At 57.2% G+C, this 14,958-nt stretch carries 14 protein-coding genes; 6 read left to right on the top strand and 8 right to left on the bottom strand.

Annotated features, from left to right (window positions below; all coding sequences use genetic code 11):
- Nucleotides 1–437: hypothetical protein (locus L540_RS20950; RefSeq protein WP_231584944.1), on the top strand; the 437-nt coding region annotated here is incomplete at its 5' end.
- Between the two features lie 396 nt (nucleotides 438–833).
- Here the strand turns inward: L540_RS20950 and L540_RS20945 are convergent.
- Nucleotides 834–1,886 (bottom strand): 4-hydroxyphenylpyruvate dioxygenase family protein, encoded by a 1,053-nt coding sequence (locus L540_RS20945; protein ID WP_048026744.1) that lies wholly within the window; start codon nucleotides 1,884–1,886, stop codon nucleotides 834–836.
- Nucleotides 1,887–2,266: 380 nt separating this feature from the next.
- Here L540_RS20945 and L540_RS20940 point away from each other — a divergent pair, with 380 nt between their 5' ends.
- Complete coding sequence (locus L540_RS20940; protein WP_043212013.1) at nucleotides 2,267–2,743, top strand: Lrp/AsnC family transcriptional regulator; 477 nt, start codon at nucleotides 2,267–2,269, stop codon at nucleotides 2,741–2,743.
- Between the two features lie 106 nt (nucleotides 2,744–2,849).
- Here the strand turns inward: L540_RS20940 and L540_RS20935 are convergent, their stop codons facing one another.
- Nucleotides 2,850–3,815 (bottom strand): MBL fold metallo-hydrolase, encoded by a 966-nt coding sequence (locus tag L540_RS20935; protein ID WP_043212010.1) that lies wholly within the window; start codon nucleotides 3,813–3,815, stop codon nucleotides 2,850–2,852.
- 179 nt (nucleotides 3,816–3,994) lie between these two features.
- On the opposite strand from L540_RS20935, the gene L540_RS20930 reads away from it, so the two are divergent.
- Nucleotides 3,995–4,798 carry an IclR family transcriptional regulator gene (locus L540_RS20930; RefSeq protein ID WP_053073275.1) on the top strand — a complete coding sequence of 268 codons (804 nt, stop codon included), beginning with the start codon at nucleotides 3,995–3,997 and terminating at the stop codon, nucleotides 4,796–4,798.
- A gap of 214 nt (nucleotides 4,799–5,012) precedes the next feature.
- Entirely contained in the window at nucleotides 5,013–5,666 is a 654-nt protein-coding gene (locus tag L540_RS20925; RefSeq protein WP_165590427.1) for a Crp/Fnr family transcriptional regulator, read from the top strand.
- Between the two features lie 14 nt (nucleotides 5,667–5,680).
- Here L540_RS20925 and L540_RS20920 read toward each other — a convergent pair whose 3' ends face one another.
- From L540_RS20920 to L540_RS20895, 6 genes are all read right to left on the bottom strand, one after another.
- Complete coding sequence (locus L540_RS20920; RefSeq protein WP_231584946.1) at nucleotides 5,681–6,490, bottom strand: prephenate dehydratase; 810 nt, start codon at nucleotides 6,488–6,490, stop codon at nucleotides 5,681–5,683.
- Between the two features lie 193 nt (nucleotides 6,491–6,683).
- Nucleotides 6,684–8,063: an amidase family protein gene (locus L540_RS20915; RefSeq protein WP_043212007.1), complete on the bottom strand. Its 1,380-nt coding sequence runs from the start codon at nucleotides 8,061–8,063 to the stop codon at nucleotides 6,684–6,686.
- The gene (locus L540_RS20910; RefSeq protein WP_043212005.1) at nucleotides 8,041–8,799 is read right to left on the bottom strand and encodes an ABC transporter ATP-binding protein; all 759 of its coding nucleotides are present in this window, start codon (nucleotides 8,797–8,799) and stop codon (nucleotides 8,041–8,043) included. The genes L540_RS20915 and L540_RS20910 overlap by 23 nt, the downstream gene beginning before the upstream one ends.
- Nucleotides 8,796–10,598: a branched-chain amino acid ABC transporter ATP-binding protein/permease gene (locus L540_RS20905; RefSeq protein WP_043212019.1), complete on the bottom strand. Its 1,803-nt coding sequence runs from the start codon at nucleotides 10,596–10,598 to the stop codon at nucleotides 8,796–8,798. Before L540_RS20905 ends, L540_RS20910 begins: the two co-directional genes overlap by 4 nt.
- The gene (locus L540_RS20900; protein WP_043212002.1) at nucleotides 10,588–11,616 is read right to left on the bottom strand and encodes a branched-chain amino acid ABC transporter permease; all 1,029 of its coding nucleotides are present in this window, start codon (nucleotides 11,614–11,616) and stop codon (nucleotides 10,588–10,590) included. Before L540_RS20900 ends, L540_RS20905 begins: the two co-directional genes overlap by 11 nt.
- A 13-nt stretch (nucleotides 11,617–11,629) precedes the next feature.
- Nucleotides 11,630–12,808, bottom strand: coding sequence for an ABC transporter substrate-binding protein (locus L540_RS20895; RefSeq protein ID WP_043211999.1), 1,179 nt, complete (start codon nucleotides 12,806–12,808; stop codon nucleotides 11,630–11,632).
- Nucleotides 12,809–13,200: 392 nt separating this feature from the next.
- On the opposite strand from L540_RS20895, the gene L540_RS20890 reads away from it, so the two are divergent.
- Both L540_RS20890 and L540_RS20885 read left to right on the top strand, forming a co-directional pair.
- On the top strand, nucleotides 13,201–13,698 hold the full coding sequence (locus L540_RS20890) for a flavin reductase family protein (RefSeq protein WP_053073274.1): 498 nt from the start codon (nucleotides 13,201–13,203) through the stop codon (nucleotides 13,696–13,698).
- 49 nt (nucleotides 13,699–13,747) lie between these two features.
- Nucleotides 13,748–14,950 carry an acyl-CoA dehydrogenase family protein gene (locus tag L540_RS20885; protein WP_167352874.1) on the top strand — a complete coding sequence of 401 codons (1,203 nt, stop codon included), beginning with the start codon at nucleotides 13,748–13,750 and terminating at the stop codon, nucleotides 14,948–14,950.
- Nucleotides 14,951–14,958 lie beyond the last annotated feature (8 nt).

The raw sequence follows: 14,958 nt of genomic DNA, 5'->3' as shown, positions 1-14,958 counted from the left end.
ATTTACTTTGCGCGCCGACGCGCGAAGTGGCTCACATTTCAATTGCGTTTGACAACTACAGAGAGATCTTTATAGTCGACAGCTTTATTGGGAGAACGAGGCCAATGGGCGTGGTCACGCGGACGGATGTTGCTGTGCCAAGATCGGTGGGCTACATCCCGCCAACCGCGGGCTATTTCGAACCTTCGGATTGGGCCGTTCAAGTTCACACACTTTCGAACTCCGACACTGCGCGACGGCTGATTGACGGTGAGTTTGACTCGGGCTTCACAGCGCTGGACATCGTCCAGCAGCATCCAGACCGTTTCAAGGTCTTGAAGGAAATCGGTGAAGTTGACGTGGTATGGATGGTGTTCGGAAAGACTCGTGTCAACTCGGGTCAGCTAATTGCATGGCGCGATGCTCCGGTCAGAGCGCTGTTTGAGTCAGAGATCTGAACTGAAGAACAAGCCGAGCAAAGGCGAAGCCTGGTTCAGGATGACGTGTCGCGCGCGACCGGGTTGTGGCGTGGGAGGTTGGGCGGCAGCATGGCATGTCGATTGGCTAAATCAGGAGCTCGTTCAATTCAACCTGCGCTTAGATCGTTTCCTTGAAAAGGACGCGCCCAGATGGTCACTTCACATTGCGATCTTGTCCAAAGCGGTTCCGGTAGGCTCTGTGCGTGAAACATCCAGCTTGTGCTACACCGACGTGTTCACACCGTCGGGGTGCGGCCCGGAGGGCAGGTTGCACTGCATCCTAGGCCACGAGGGGTCAAGACGTGACCGATGGCCGACACAGTCGGCACCGGCCTCACTACTTACACATCGAACGACCGCCAGTCGGTTCGCTGATTACGCTTTAGCAGCGTCGATAGTTCCGCGCTTGGCCTGATCTGTTTCTTGACTTTCGAACAGAGCTTTAAAGTTGCCCTCGCCGAAACCATCCTCACCCCGGCGCTCAATTATTTCGAAGAACACTGGGCCAATTTGCCGACGTGTGAATCGCTGGAGCAGCACCCGGCTTCCGCCCTTTCCATCCACCAGAATCCCGCGCTCCTGCATTGCGGGTATGTTCAGACCATGACCCGGCACGCGCGCATCGATGCCTGCGTAATAATTGTCAGAAGGCGGATCCATGAACTCAACGTTCGCGTTCTGCAAAAACTCGATCGTCTTCTCGATGTTGGAAGAAAGGAGTGCGATATGTTGAATTCCTTCACCCTTGTAGTCGCGGATGAACTCGTCGTTTTGATTTAACGTCCCTGGCTGGTCATGGGCAGCAGCGGCAATGGGGATCGACACCTTGCCACAAGGGCTAACCATTGATCGCGCCCTCATGCCCGTTTTCTTTCCCTTTACGTCCAGATACTGCTTTTGAGTGAAGCCGAACGTATCTTTATAGAAGTCTGCCCAGACGTCCAAGTTCTCTGGATGAACAATGTTGGACGTATGGTCAATCGCAATGATCGAGGCATCGTGAGCGGGCATCGCCGGCGACGCCGTATACGGCTTGTCGAACTCGTCGAACACGTCGGAATCTACGAAATAGACGAGGCTATCGCCAATCCCAACGATTGCGGGACTGGAAACGACGAACTCACCGAACAATTCAGGAAAGGCTTCCTTTGCGCCGCCACCCAACGCTTGTGCTACCGCGTCCCGCGCATTGCTGACGTATATGGCGATCGCTCGGACCGACGCTCCCCGTGCATCCCTGAATGGGTTCTTTGCAGGATTCACAATGACTGCCGCCGATCCCTGACGCAAGAGGACGGCCTTCGTGCGTTCCGACTGCCCCTCCGGCTTGAAACCTAAGCGCTCAAACACGGGCACGAGCTCCGAAGGTTCCTGAGCGACAAACTCCACAAACGCGAAGCCATCGGTCTTAACGGTTTCTTGCTTCATACACATCTCCTGAAAGCGATGTTCAAAGAGCAATGGTAGAAGTCGGATGCAAAGGTGTCGCCCGAAATTCGAAGGTGAATGGTGCCGTCTAGTTTTTTCTTCGCGCTTCAAACCGCGTAAAACTTTCTTTTGCAAAGGAAGACCCCTGTCTCCGCCAGCACGCCCCGCCAAGGGGCAATTTCACTCTGCAAAAAGGACAGAGGACGACTGGTTTTTGGGCGCTCCAAAAAGTACGACGGGCAGGCCCTCTCAGATTGGCCCACTGATTCTCATCGCTTGCGAAGCTATCCAATGCGGAACGGCCTTCACTCATTTTTCACCCCTGGTGCCGGGCCCGCCTTAAAATTTCACATCGACCACTCTGGCTGAGACTTTTCATCGTGGGAAATTCCAAGCGAAACCTCCTGGACTCGATAGACCGCAAGATCGTGATGCTTCTCCTGAAGGATGCCCGTGCTTCTTTCAAGACCATGGCTGCTGAAGTCGGGCTTACCGCTCCCGCCTGCGCCGAGCGCGTCCGGAGGCTTACCGACGAAGGCGTCATAAAGGGGTTCAGTGCGGAAGTGGATTGGAACCGCCTGGGGCTTCCCATCAACGCGCTCATTCGCATAGGCGCGGCCGCGGAGCACGGAAAGGGACTGCTAAACGCGTTCAAAGACACGCCTAACGTGATTGAGGTGATGCGCGTGACAGGGGCCGACAGTTATGTCGTTCATGCGCGAACAGCCTCAAGCGAGGAGTTGGAGGCTGTTATCAATAAGATCGGCAGCTACGGCACGGTCACCACCTCTCTAGTGCTTTCCACTCCGTTGCAGGCCTCAGACCGAATGTCGGAACTTCTCCGGAGCAGCGAGTAGGTGCATCACGTCAGAGCGCACCCCTAGCTGCCCCCCCCGAGGCCCTGGTCTGCGACACCCGCAGGTCGCAAATGCGGCACCCGTAGCGCCTTGGGGCTATTAAGCGTCAGCCTTCCAGCGTTTCCCACATCTCGCGATCGCGCTCGGCAGTCCAAATGCGTGGGTGCTCGTGACCGGTCACCTCGTCGTACGCCCGCGTTACGTCAAACGGCATGCAGTGGTCGAAGATGACCCAATGACCATACCGAGGCTTTAACGTCGCGTACGTCTCTTTGTAGATAGACTTCAGGTCAAGTCCTCGGGCCACGCCGTTGTTCACTGTTGTGTACAGATCAGAAACGAACGCTCGCGTGTACGCGATCGCCTCAGCGACTTTCTCCTTGGTCTGGAGCGCGTCACCGCGGCCCGGGACCAATTTTTCGAAACCGAAGCCGGCGAGTCGATCCAAGGTAACAGGCCAGTCCTTGAAGTAGCAGTCACCTGCATAAGCAGTGCTCTCGTATTCGACCAAATCCCCTGCGAAGCACACCCCTTGCTCCTCGATGTAGGCAATGGTGTCGCCCTTGGTATGGCCTCTTCCCACCTGGGCAATCTTCACCTCCACATTGCCCAACCAGATGCTCATCCTGCCTTCAAAGGTCAACGTCGGCCAGGTAAGCCCGTCAGGTACGGACTCGACTGCTCTGAACAGTCGCGGGAACCGACCGATCTCGCTGGCTTTGTCCTGCTCACCGCGCTCCACGATCAGGTCATACGTGTCACGACTGGCGATCACCTGCTGTGCGCCTTCCTTGAAATAGGCCGATGCACCCAGCACGCGGACGGCGTGATAGTGGGACAGAAGGACGTACTTGATCGGCTTGTCGGTCACATCCCGGATCCGACGGATGAGGTCCTGCGCCATCACTGGTGTCGCCTGCGTGTCGACCACCATTACTGCATCGTCACCGATAAATACACCGGTGTTTGGGTCACCCTCAGCGGTGTACGCCCACGCGTTTTTGGACAGTTGAACGAAGCTGACCTTCTTCTCTTCGGTGTCAGCGTGGCTAGCGAAAACCTTCGTACTCATGCTACCTCCGTTTGCTAATGACAAATGCGTTTGCGATAATACTCGGACCGTTTGCTCTATGCAAACGTATTTGCAGAAACGGGGCCGTCTGGCCCGCAATGGCCGCTCACTGCGCGGCAAAGAAGTCATGTCTGGCTGTATGATCAAGCGCCATTTGCAATGAACAAATGCATTTCCACATGAACATGGTCGACGACGAGAGCAGCAAGTCCCAACGAGCCGTGCAATCGGTTGAAGTCGGTGGTCGATTGCTGTTGGCATTAGCTGGCAGTTCGGAACCTATGCTGCTCAAGGAGCTGGCTGCACAGGCAGGCCTGCCGTCCTCCCGGGCCCATCCGTATCTCGTGAGCTTTGGCCGGCTTGGCTTCATTCGCCAGGACGGCGAATCGGGGCGATATGCATTGGGCCCCGCAGCCTTGCAATTGGGATTGACTGCCCTGCATCAGTTGGAGCCTATGCGCGCGATCGGTCCCACCGCAGAGAGGCTGGCGTGTGAAACAGGACAGGCGGTGGCCGTTGCCGTATGGGGAAACCTTGGGCCTACGATCGTACGGATGATCGACGCGCAGCATCCGCTCCATGTGGCCATGCGCGCCGGGACCGTGATGTCACCGTTTGGAACCGCGACAGGTCGCGCTTTTGTCGCTGTCATGACATCCACTGCAATTCTCGAAGCGTTGAACGGTACAGCGCTCGGATTCGAAGGGCCCACTGGCAAGCTCAAAATCGGGGACATCGAGCCCCAAATTGAGGAAGCGCGGCGGGAACTTGACGCGCACGGTTGCATCCGAACGGCCGGCAAGCCAATCCCGGGTGTGAACGCCTTTTCCGCGCCAGTGTTCGACTTCGAGGGCCGCGCAGCCCTTGTGCTTACCCTCCTTGGGCACGAAGATCAGATGCCCGCCTCCTGGTCCTCATCAATGGCCGAAGCTTTGCAAAAGGCCGCAAAAGCCGCGTCGAACGAGTTGGGCTATCGAGCCTAAAGCGCTGCACTCGATGAGCCCGGGCCGAGGACGCAGCCCCCCTCCGGCGCGGGATAGGGAAAACGCCAGTAGCCTACGGCTTGATATTGCTCAAACATAGCGCTGAAATTTGTCATTAGCGAATGCGTTTGCATCAGCACGATTCAAAAGCGTTCGCGCTCGATAGGTGTAACGCATGGACTCTCGCTGCGAAACTGCGACCGAAACCTGGTACATGGCTGCTCGCACTGCCGATATCTTTCTCGCAGCGGAGCACCTTGGCCGACGACGGGAAATCCCGAAGGGCACGACCCTTTATCGGCAAGGTGACCCTGGCTCGACGTTCTACTTCGTTGTGAGCGGACGCGTCCAGGTGCAGATTTATCAACAGGATGGTGCCGAGTTCATCTTGGAGCTGATGGGAGCTGGCGCCCTTATCGGTGAGGGCTCTGCCTTAGTGGGGCAACCACGGATGTCAACAGCGACAGCACTGGAACCGTGCGTCCTCATCGAGTTCGACTACCCGACGGTCAAGCGGTCATTCCGGGAGAATGTAGATTTCGCTGCCGCGTTAATGGAGGTAGCCGCCGCCAAGCAGTGGGTTTTAGGCATGCGCATACAGTTCCTCGCCATGCCACGCCCAGATCTCAGAATCGTCGAGCTTCTGAGCCGCTTGGCTAGCCTCTACGGCGTCCCTGAGGAAGATGGGGTCCGCATCAACACGCCTCTGACCCATGAGCTAGTGGCCGCGCTGACTGGGACGAGCCGGGTCACAGTGACTCGTACCATCATGAAGCTAAAGACCGAGGGAGTTATCCGTAACGAAGGGCGCCACTTTTGGATGTGCCATCAACCCGGCGCAGCCCAAGAGCAGCGTCGGGTTGCGTGACCACGACCTAGAGGCTATTTGCGCGCGTACGAGCCCAAAAGACGAATAGCAGGGTTGGCGCGCAAGAAAGCAGTCAGCGGCTCCTCCTTCGCATGACCGGCAACTTCGACCAGGTAGCGATGCGTCTCCAAGCTCTTTTTGCTGGGCCTCTCGTAAATGGTCAAAACGCGCACCTTCGCCTCGACCAACTTGCGGAGAATTGCATCAAGATCGTCGTCAGCAGCGTCGACCAGTAGAGAGGTCTTGTCTTTACCGGTGGGAGCAGGCATCGACCTACCTAGCACCCACCAACGAGTCACGTTGTGCGGCCCCTCCTCGATACCGTCCACCAAGGACACAAGCGAATACACGCTGGCGCCGACCTTCGGACCGAACGATGCCTTGTCGTTGGTCTCGCTGTTCGCAACGGCTTTCGCCGCAGCCCCTCCGCTGGCGGCCTCTGTCCGCTTTGCATTGGGCATCTCACGCTCGAGCCAAGGCTTGACTTCTTCGAACGCGACCGGGTGAGCAAGCACCTCTTTCACGTCAGATAGCTTAGTGCCTGGTTTGGCGAGCAAGCTGTACCCCAACATCTTGGGATACTCCGCCACAATCACCACATCGGGCAACTCCAGCACGGCATCCATGTAGGGCGTTACGCCAACGACGGACGTCGTGACAGGTACACAGGCGCGCTCAAGAGCGCCCGATTTGTAGTCCTTGAATAGGTCATCGCGAGTGAGGGCGACCAGCTCGCTCGGCCCAAACAAGTCCAGGCATGCTTGATGTGTCCATGACCCTGCGGGTCCAAGGTAGCCAATTTGGCCTGCGGAGCTTGATGACATAGACGCTACCAGAATCGAAAGGCCGGCCGCGGCCGACAGGATGGTTTTGGTCAAGACTTTCCCCTTGTTGATCGAGTACGAGCGTTCGCCAGATTCATCATCAAAACTACTCGCGTCCGCGCTCGATGTCTTCCGTACAAGCATAGTCTCGCCCATGCTGCCGGCAACAGATATGACACACGCTAGTAACACGTTAGCTAGACATCAATCGAACTGGTCGACGCTGTTCCAGCCATTCAGCCAGTGCTAAGACCAAGTCATCGCGACCTCGGGCTGCAACGAACTGAACGCCCATAGGCATCGAAGCACCTTGAGGCCAAAGCGGATAGGACAGCGCAGGCGTTTGCGCCAGATTGAACGCCGGTGTAAACGGATTCCAGGACATCCAGTCGTCGACCTCCGATCCTGCTGGGGTGTTCCGCCCTGCCTCGAAAGGCAGAATTGGCATTGTCGGAAGAACGAGCACGTCGACGTCGTCGAATAGTTGATGGAGCTGGCCGGCCAAGAAGTCCCTCTTCTGCTGCATCTCAACGATCAGATCGGCGGTCAACGGAGGCAGTGTCTGCACGAACTTTAGTAGTGCCGGATCAAGCTCAGCTCTGCGATCCTCAGGCACGAACGAGACGGCAGCCCTGCAACCCATCTTGTAGAAGAACGCACCTACGCGAGACGCTTCTTCGACATCGAAGTCCGCCTTCTGCGCCTTGAATCCCCCACCGGTCAACAAGCGTTCGAACTCCGACATCCCTTGGAGCACAACCGCATCACTGTTTTTCCATCGATCGGCCTGAAGCAAGCCGACTCGCAGATCGGCCGCATTCGGAATGGCATTAAAGTCAACGTCTTTCAGCCCAACCGAGGTCCAGTCGCCGGGCGCCGGACCACTTACGACGTGCATGACCTCGGCTAGCTCGCGGACGCTCGCCGCTATTGGGCCGGCATTGACCACGTTAAAGAACGCGCTGGGCGGAGGCGCAAGAGGGATGCGGCCAAACGTCGGCTTGAGCCCAACCGTTCCTGTAAATGCCGCTGGAATACGGACAGACCCGCCAGCATCGCTCCCAATTGACGCTCGCACCACTCCTGCGGCGACGACCGCAGAGCACCCCCCACTACTCCCACCGGGAGTCAACGCAGGATCCAACGGATTTCGCGTGATGCCATAGCCGGGGCTGTCAGTCACGCCCTTCCAATTGAACTCGGGGGCCCGAGTCTTCCCCAAGAGCACCGCGCCAGCATGCAGCAGCCGATCAGCGAACACCGCGCTCGAGGAAGCCGGAACGTCGGAAGTCACAACGGATCCTCGCCGAGTGGGCCACCCCTGCACGGCGGCAAACTCCTTGATAGTCATCGGCATCCCATCGAGCAATCCTAGAGGAGAACCGTCCCGCCAGCGACGCTCGGACTGATGCGCAAGCCCAATAGCTCGATCGCGATCAATCAGCGCGAACGCGTTCAACTTGCCGTCGACCTGTTCTGCATGATCAAGTGCGGATGTCGTGACGGCCACGGGCGACAGAGACCCAGCCCGATATGCCGCCCGCAGCACATTAAACGGTTGCTGATGCAGCATCTGTAGTCTCCTTCATCTTCTTTGTCGAACCCAAATAGATCTCTGAGAGCTGGGGGTCGTTCGCCAGCTCATCTCCTGTACCTTCTTTAACAATCCGGCCGATTTCAATCAGATATGCCCTGTCAGCCGCACGCAAAGCCAAACGGGCGTTTTGCTCAACTAGAACAACCGTCAACCCTTCTTGCCGCTTATGCTCCACAATCACATCCATGATCTGCTGCACTATCAGCGGAGCCAGGCCAATCGACGGCTCGTCCAGGAGCAACACCTTCGGCCTCGCGATGAGCGCTCGTCCAATCGCGACCATTTGCTGCTGCCCCCCGGATAACGTGCCCGCAAGTTGCAGCTTGCGCTCCTCTAGAATCGGGAACAACTTGTAGATGCGCTTCAGCTCTTGAGCAAAGCTGAGTCCCTTGCGGTTCGCATAAGTACCTAGTTCAAGGTTGTCCTGGACGGTCATTGAATTGAACAATGATCGTTTTTCCGGCACCAGATACATACCTCGCCGAACGCGCTCCTCAACTGGCGCTCGTCCCAGGGAAATTCCTCCTAAGGACACAGACCCGGAATCAGAAACGAGCGCGCCCATTACGGCCTTCAGCAGTGTCGTCTTACCGGCACCGTTCGCGCCGATCAACGACACCAAGTCTCCCTCCTTTACCGAGAAGGAGACCTCGTTTACCGCACGGACTTGACCATATGACACGCACAGCCGATGAACTTCCAACATGGTCATTGCTCCGTTCCAAGATAGGCGTTGATGACATCTGGATTACGCTGAACGTCGTCGGGGCAGCCTTGCGCAAGCAGCTTTCCGAAGTTCAAAACGAACAGGTAGTCTGCGCATCCCATCACCAATTCCATATCATGCTCCACGATCAAAACCGTCATGCCGTCTTCGTCGCGCAGGCTCTTCAACAGGCGGCTAAGGCGCTCCTTCTCCGGGGCGCGCAATCCCGCTGCGGGCTCATCCAGCAGTAAGATCGAAGGCCGTGCCATCAGCGCCCGGGCTACTTCCACCAGACGCTGACTGCCCAAGGGAAGCTCCGAAACTCTCGTGTGAGCGACCTCGATCAACCCCACACGGCGTAGGACAGTCAGAGCTTCCGAAATGAGCTCGGCCTCTTCCTTCCTGTCCATACCAAGCGCAGCAGACAAGAGACCAGAGCTTCCATTGATGTAGCCGCCAATAAGAACGTTCTGAAGGACGTCGAGTTCTTGAACGAGTTGGACATGCTGAAACGTTCGCGCAACGCCGCGGCGAATAACATCCCGGCTCGTCGCAGGCAATGGAATTCCATTCAGAGTAATTGCACCGCTCGTTGCCGGATAGACATGTGTCAACACGTTGAAAAGCGTAGATTTCCCGGCTCCATTCGGCCCAATCAAGCCAGTGATGCGTCCACTCGGGATCGAAACACTTACATCCGAGAGTGCTGTTAACCCGCCAAACTTCTTCACCACGTTTGTGGCCGACAGCTGAGCTGGCGTGCACTTCTGCCTCGCCATCTCGGGCACACCAGCGCTTTTTCCATCGACAGGCATCATCTCGCTGCCCGACTTGTTGCGAACCAAAGACAGCAACCCGCTCGGCCACTTGAGAAGCATGACAATGAGCATCGCACCAAACAGCATCGTCTCTACCTGGCCAGGCAACTGGAACACTTTGGCGATCATGTACTGGGCGGCGAGCTCAATGATCATGAAAAACGCCGCTCCAAGAATCGCTCCTACAGGCCCGGCAACGCCACCCAGAACAGCCATAATGAGAAGGTTGATCGATCCCACGAGGGAGAACGTGGAAGGGCTCAGGAACTGCATGTAGCACGCGTACAAGGTTCCAGCCAGACCTGCCAGGGCGGCAGACAGAACAAATATCCGCGTTCTTGTCGCAGGAACGTTCGCACCGAATGAGCTGACCATCACCGCATTGCTTTTGAGCGCACGAGCCACTCGACCAACACGTCCGCGATAGATTCGGGTGTATCCCAAGACCAGCAATGCCACCACGACCCAAATCAGAATCGCCGTCGAACGAGTGTCGAGCGAGTAGCCGAGCAGGGAGAGTGGCGATACACCGGTGAGTCCCGAAGCGCCTCCGGTGACATCCACGGCTGCGACAAAGCACACGGAGATCGCCATTCCGTACGCCAGCGTCGCCAACGGGAGATAGTGACCCTTAAGCTGCAAGGTCAGCTTCGCGAGCGCGTACCCGACCAATGCGCACATCGCCGTCGCAGCCGGTATCGCCAAAAGTACCGGTATGCCATAACGCAATGTAATCAGCGCAGAACCGTAGGCTCCCAACCCGACGAATGCTGCGTGGCCCAAGGAGAGCTGACCAGTCGCCATTACAAAGGCCAGACCAATCACAACTATCGCATTGACCCCCACAACTGCGACCAGGCCCACATAGTACGTGGACGCAGAAGCCAGCAAGACCGCGACAACGGCCGCAATGACGAGCATAAGGAGTCGCTCGCGGCTCATCCCCCTCCGCGCCGGCATGCGTGAAACAGTGTTATCAGTGCTCATCAAGGTCGTCACCATGACTGGCGTTGCGCCAGAGAAGAATCGGAATTACCAAAGCAAAAACGAGTGCATCGCGAAAGGCGCTGCTGAAGAACGCCGAAAAGGATTCAAATACGCCCACCAAGAACACGCCTGCAAGCGACAGGGGATAAGTGACCAGGCCGCCCGTGACGGCGCCGACGAAGCCTTTGAGGCCGACCACGAAACCCATCTCATAGTTGGCGGTCACAAGAGGCGCCAGCAGCATCCCGCTTAACGCGGACATCCCTGCAGCGATGAAGTAGCTCAGTCGGCCGACAGTTCCAACAGGTACTCCACAGTAGAGCGCGCCGTCTCGATTAACCGACGCGGCTTTAAGCGCCTTACCGTACAGCGAGTAGCGAAAGAACACGAACAGCGCGGCGGTCATTACCACTGCCGCAATCAAAATGAAGATCGACTGCATTGCGAGGTCCACAGGCCCGAGGCTGAGCCGCATTGAACTGATCGGCTCAACCGTGATCGAATCGGACCCCCAAATCAGCAAACCTAAGGGATGCAAGATCAGAGTCACTCCGACGCTACATGTCAACAATACAATCGGGGGATTTCCGGGCCGAGGCTCAACCGTAAGCTGATAAATGATCGGCCCCATAGCAGAGACGAGCAAGAGAGCAGCGATCATCTGAAGCGGCATTGACTGGGAATGTGTCGCTCCCCACGCCAGAGCAAAGAGAAGGCTGCCGGCCACCGCATATTTGATTAGCGGCGCCAGCGGATTTCGCTTGTACGCAATAGCCTTTCCTATGTCCAACCCCAGAGCGACGGCGCCGACTCCTAGCACCAGATACAAAAGTGGAGTCAATGAGCCCGCAGCAAAACTGGCGAAAGACATCGCACCGAACGTTAGATAGTCCCCTTGAGCTACGTTCACGACACGCGTCGTTGTGTACACTAGGACAAGAGAGAGGGCCACCAGAGCGTAGACGGCTCCATTCGTGATTCCGTCTACACCTAGGAAGATGGCGATTGAGCTATTCATTCCCAGTCTCCGGTCATTCTTTGATCATGCGGAATTGACCGTCCTTGACCTGAACCAGGAACAGGGTCCTTTCATCCAGGCCGACGTGATCGGTAGGCGTGAAGTTGAAGATCCCTACACTTCCCGCATACTCGCGCGTCTTCTCAAGTTCGTCGCGAAGGCCTTGGCGAGTTTCGGCCAGGTTCGTTGCCTTCTTTCCGGACGCAACGTATCGCTTGATCGCGTCCACTGCCAAGCCTACAGCGTCGTAGCCCTGTGTCGCGAAGATCTCGGCCTTTCCAGCGCCGTACTTACCGTCGTACGCTTTGACGAAATCACCGATTGACTTGCTCAGCGGGTTATCCGCACCAAGCTCCTTGTACACGGTGATCGGAGTCGCACCGACGATCGCGCCCTCAACAGCGGACTTCCCGATAGTGATAAATGCGGCAGTAGGCGCGCCGGCACCGTGATAGATCGGTCCGCGATACCCGACACGCTTCAGCGCCTCATGAACCAGAGACGCAGACGGCGGAATCGCGTGGATGTAGACTGCATCGGGCTTCGCCTGCAAAGTTTTCAGAGCCTGGGGTGTGAAGTTGGTATCCGCCCGGGCAAAGCGTTCCGAGGATACGATCTTGATCCCTTTTTTCTCGGCAAGCGCCTTCATTTCAACCCAGCCACCTTCCCCATACGCATCTTCCAAACCCAGGAACGAGACCGTCTTGATGCCCTGCTTCGCCATATAGTCGAGCGTGTGATTAATCATCAGGCGCTCGGTGATCGGGGTCTTGAACATGAACCGCTTTTCAGCGGCTGGCTCCACGACGGCCGCCGATGCCGACATTGAGATCGCTGTTGTCTTGCCATCTTCAGCGACCTTCGCAACGGCGATCGATGATGGCGTGGTCGTGCAACAAACGATCATCGCTGCGCCGTCTTCCTGAATCAACTTTCGCACGTTATTCACGGACTTCGTCGGGTCAGATGCATCGTCGTAGTGGATGAACTCGATCTTGAAGGGAAGATCCTTCTGCGCCGCCAGCTGCTCGCGATACAACTCGATCGCGGCATTCGCTGGCGCGGCAATCGTCGAAGCCGCGCCGGTGGATGCTGTAACAACGCCGATCTTGAACACTGGAAGATTTTGAGCTTGGGCCTGTGCGGCCCAGGCCAACACGGCCGCTCCGAATATCAGTTTTGTGGTTTTCATAAGTACTCCGCTTGGACTTTATGGTCGCTGTGCCCAGCCTGTTGTCGTGTCATGCGAGACAAATTCTGGAGTAGTGGCGGCGCGCCATCCTGTATCCCGTGATACAGAACCGCTTCACCTCGGGATTCCACTAAGTCGCTCAACCGAACCGTTCATATCTCCACACCCACAATTGCTTCAACGTGGTGCGCATGACGGGACAACTTAGTGCAACCGCACTGGCTCGGTGCAACACGCTGCCTCGCCCGTAGCTGTTAATTCTCGAGTCGAGACCGCTTGTCGTAGTTTTCTCGGCCCCCCGAAGATTTATCGGCATTCGGTATCTGCTGATACCTTCTCGGCCCGCAGCCAGGCGCTAGAGTGACGTCAAGACAAACCAGCCGGAGGCCTTTATGCTCACCGTCGAAAACTCCCGAAAATTCCGCTCTCTGATGAGCCGATTTGTGACCGGCGTGACGGTCATCGCGGTCCCTCACTCTGACGAACAGGACCAGGTTGTCGCAATGACGGCAAGCTCCGTGACGTCAGTTAGCCTGAATCCGTTGTTGTTGCTGTTTTGTGTCCGCAACGAAAGCCGCCTTCTTCCTCATCTCCGTGCCGCAGGCACCTTTTCCGTCAACATCCTCGCTTCTCACCAGGACGACGTCTCCCGGTTCTACGGCGGGCAGGAGTCCATGGGCGCCCAGGGCGACTGGCAGATGCAAGCGTACTCGGCCCCAACCCTCACCGGAGCCAATGCGGCGTTTGTATGCCGCGTTGAAGATCTTCGTGCTTTTGGGGACCACCACGTCGTCATCGGCGAAGTCACCGAAATGCTCTCTGCCGATCCTCCGTCGCCGGCATTGATCTATGCGGCCGGCAAGTACATGGGCGTGGAACTGCACGCGTGACCCGGTGACAGCAAATCCTCCACTGACAGGTTCACCTCAATCGATAACTATGCAAGAAGCTAAAAAAATGACGAAGCCCACCACTGACGAACTTGTGCTTCGGGCCAACGCAATGATTCCTTTCCTGCGCGAAGTCGGCCCCGCACATGATGATCAGAAGCGGATCTCCGGCGAGGTAGCCGCGATGCTGCGGGATGCCGGTTTTTTCCGAATCTGCCAGCCTGAAGAAACCGGCGGCTTCGGCATGCGGCCCTCCACGTTGTGGCGCGTGTCTCGCGAAGTAGCCCGCGGCGATAGCGCCACTGCTTGGATTCTTTCGCTCGCGGGCTTGCATCCGTGGATGGCCGGCATGTTCTCACCGCAAGCCCAGGACGACGTATTCGGGAATGGACGGGATGCAGTAGTGATTGCGCTCACCGGCAATGTCGGCAGAGGCGTAGAGGCTCGCCTGGAGGGAGACGATTACGTTCTTAACGGCAAGTGGACCTATGCCTCTGGGATCGACGTGGCCGATTGGGCGTCGGTGCTGGTTGAGGTTCCGACGGGAAGCGAAGGTAAGGAGCTGCGTTTGCTCTTGGTACCCCAATCCGACTTTCGTATCGACCATGAAAGCTGGAATGTGTTCGGCATGAAGGGGACGGGCAGCAAGGATGTCTACCTGTCCGAAGCGCGAGTGCCCTCGTACCGGAGCATTAAGTGGAGCGACGTACAGTGCAACAACGTTCCAGGCCGCGAGCGGAATAAGGGGCCCATGTTCGACATACCGCACACGAGCCTTTTCGTCATGTCTGTCGCTGCGGCGGCGACGGCTGTCGCAACCGGCTTGCTCGACATCTATATCGACACGATCAAGAAGCGCTTTCCCGCAGGCACAAACGCACCTCAAACCGAGGATCGATTTTCTCTCGCTGAACTCGGAAAGAGCGGGGCGAAGATCGAAGCAGCATTCAACCTGCTCATGCATGACGTGGACGAAATGTGGGACCAGGCAGTGGAGGGCAAGGCGTTCACGCTGCAACAACGCACTCGCTATCGCACCGACGGCGCGATCATCTGTGACATGGCCATGCAGGCGGCCGACGATCTTGTCAGGAATCTTGGCGGCAGCTTGGTCCCAATTGGACCGCTCGAAAGATACTTCCGCGATCTTCATGCAATGGCTTCCCACTTCCTAATGCAAGTCAACCCGTCTGCTGAGTTGCACGGCCGCGCCTTGCTGGATATCCAACTCCCCCCCAACGCACGCATTTGACGCCCCCC

It is taken from the genome of Bordetella pseudohinzii (assembly GCF_000657795.2).
GTDB classification, from domain to species: domain Bacteria; phylum Pseudomonadota; class Gammaproteobacteria; order Burkholderiales; family Burkholderiaceae_B; genus Bordetella; species Bordetella pseudohinzii.
This window is presented reverse-complemented; position numbering and strand designations above follow the sequence as displayed.

Excerpts from the sequence above, each read along its gene's own strand:
- L540_RS20945 (WP_048026744.1), bottom strand. The coding sequence starts at position 1,886 with ATGAAGCAAGAAACCGTTAAGACCGATGGCTTCGCGTTTGTGGAGTTT.
- L540_RS20935 (WP_043212010.1), bottom strand. The coding sequence starts at position 3,815 with ATGAGTACGAAGGTTTTCGCTAGCCACGCTGACACCGAAGAGAAGAAG.
- L540_RS20930 (WP_053073275.1), top strand. The coding sequence starts at position 3,995 with ATGAACATGGTCGACGACGAGAGCAGCAAGTCCCAACGAGCCGTGCAA.
- L540_RS20925 (WP_165590427.1), top strand. The coding sequence starts at position 5,013 with ATGGCTGCTCGCACTGCCGATATCTTTCTCGCAGCGGAGCACCTTGGC.
- L540_RS20920 (WP_231584946.1), bottom strand. The coding sequence starts at position 6,490 with ATGTCATCAAGCTCCGCAGGCCAAATTGGCTACCTTGGACCCGCAGGG.
- L540_RS20915 (WP_043212007.1), bottom strand. The coding sequence starts at position 8,063 with ATGCTGCATCAGCAACCGTTTAATGTGCTGCGGGCGGCATATCGGGCT.
- L540_RS20910 (WP_043212005.1), bottom strand. The coding sequence starts at position 8,799 with ATGACCATGTTGGAAGTTCATCGGCTGTGCGTGTCATATGGTCAAGTC.
- L540_RS20905 (WP_043212019.1), bottom strand. The coding sequence starts at position 10,598 with ATGAGCACTGATAACACTGTTTCACGCATGCCGGCGCGGAGGGGGATG.
- L540_RS20900 (WP_043212002.1), bottom strand. The coding sequence starts at position 11,616 with ATGAATAGCTCAATCGCCATCTTCCTAGGTGTAGACGGAATCACGAAT.
- L540_RS20895 (WP_043211999.1), bottom strand. The coding sequence starts at position 12,808 with ATGAAAACCACAAAACTGATATTCGGAGCGGCCGTGTTGGCCTGGGCC.
- L540_RS20890 (WP_053073274.1), top strand. The coding sequence starts at position 13,201 with ATGCTCACCGTCGAAAACTCCCGAAAATTCCGCTCTCTGATGAGCCGA.
- L540_RS20885 (WP_167352874.1), top strand. The coding sequence starts at position 13,748 with ATGCAAGAAGCTAAAAAAATGACGAAGCCCACCACTGACGAACTTGTG.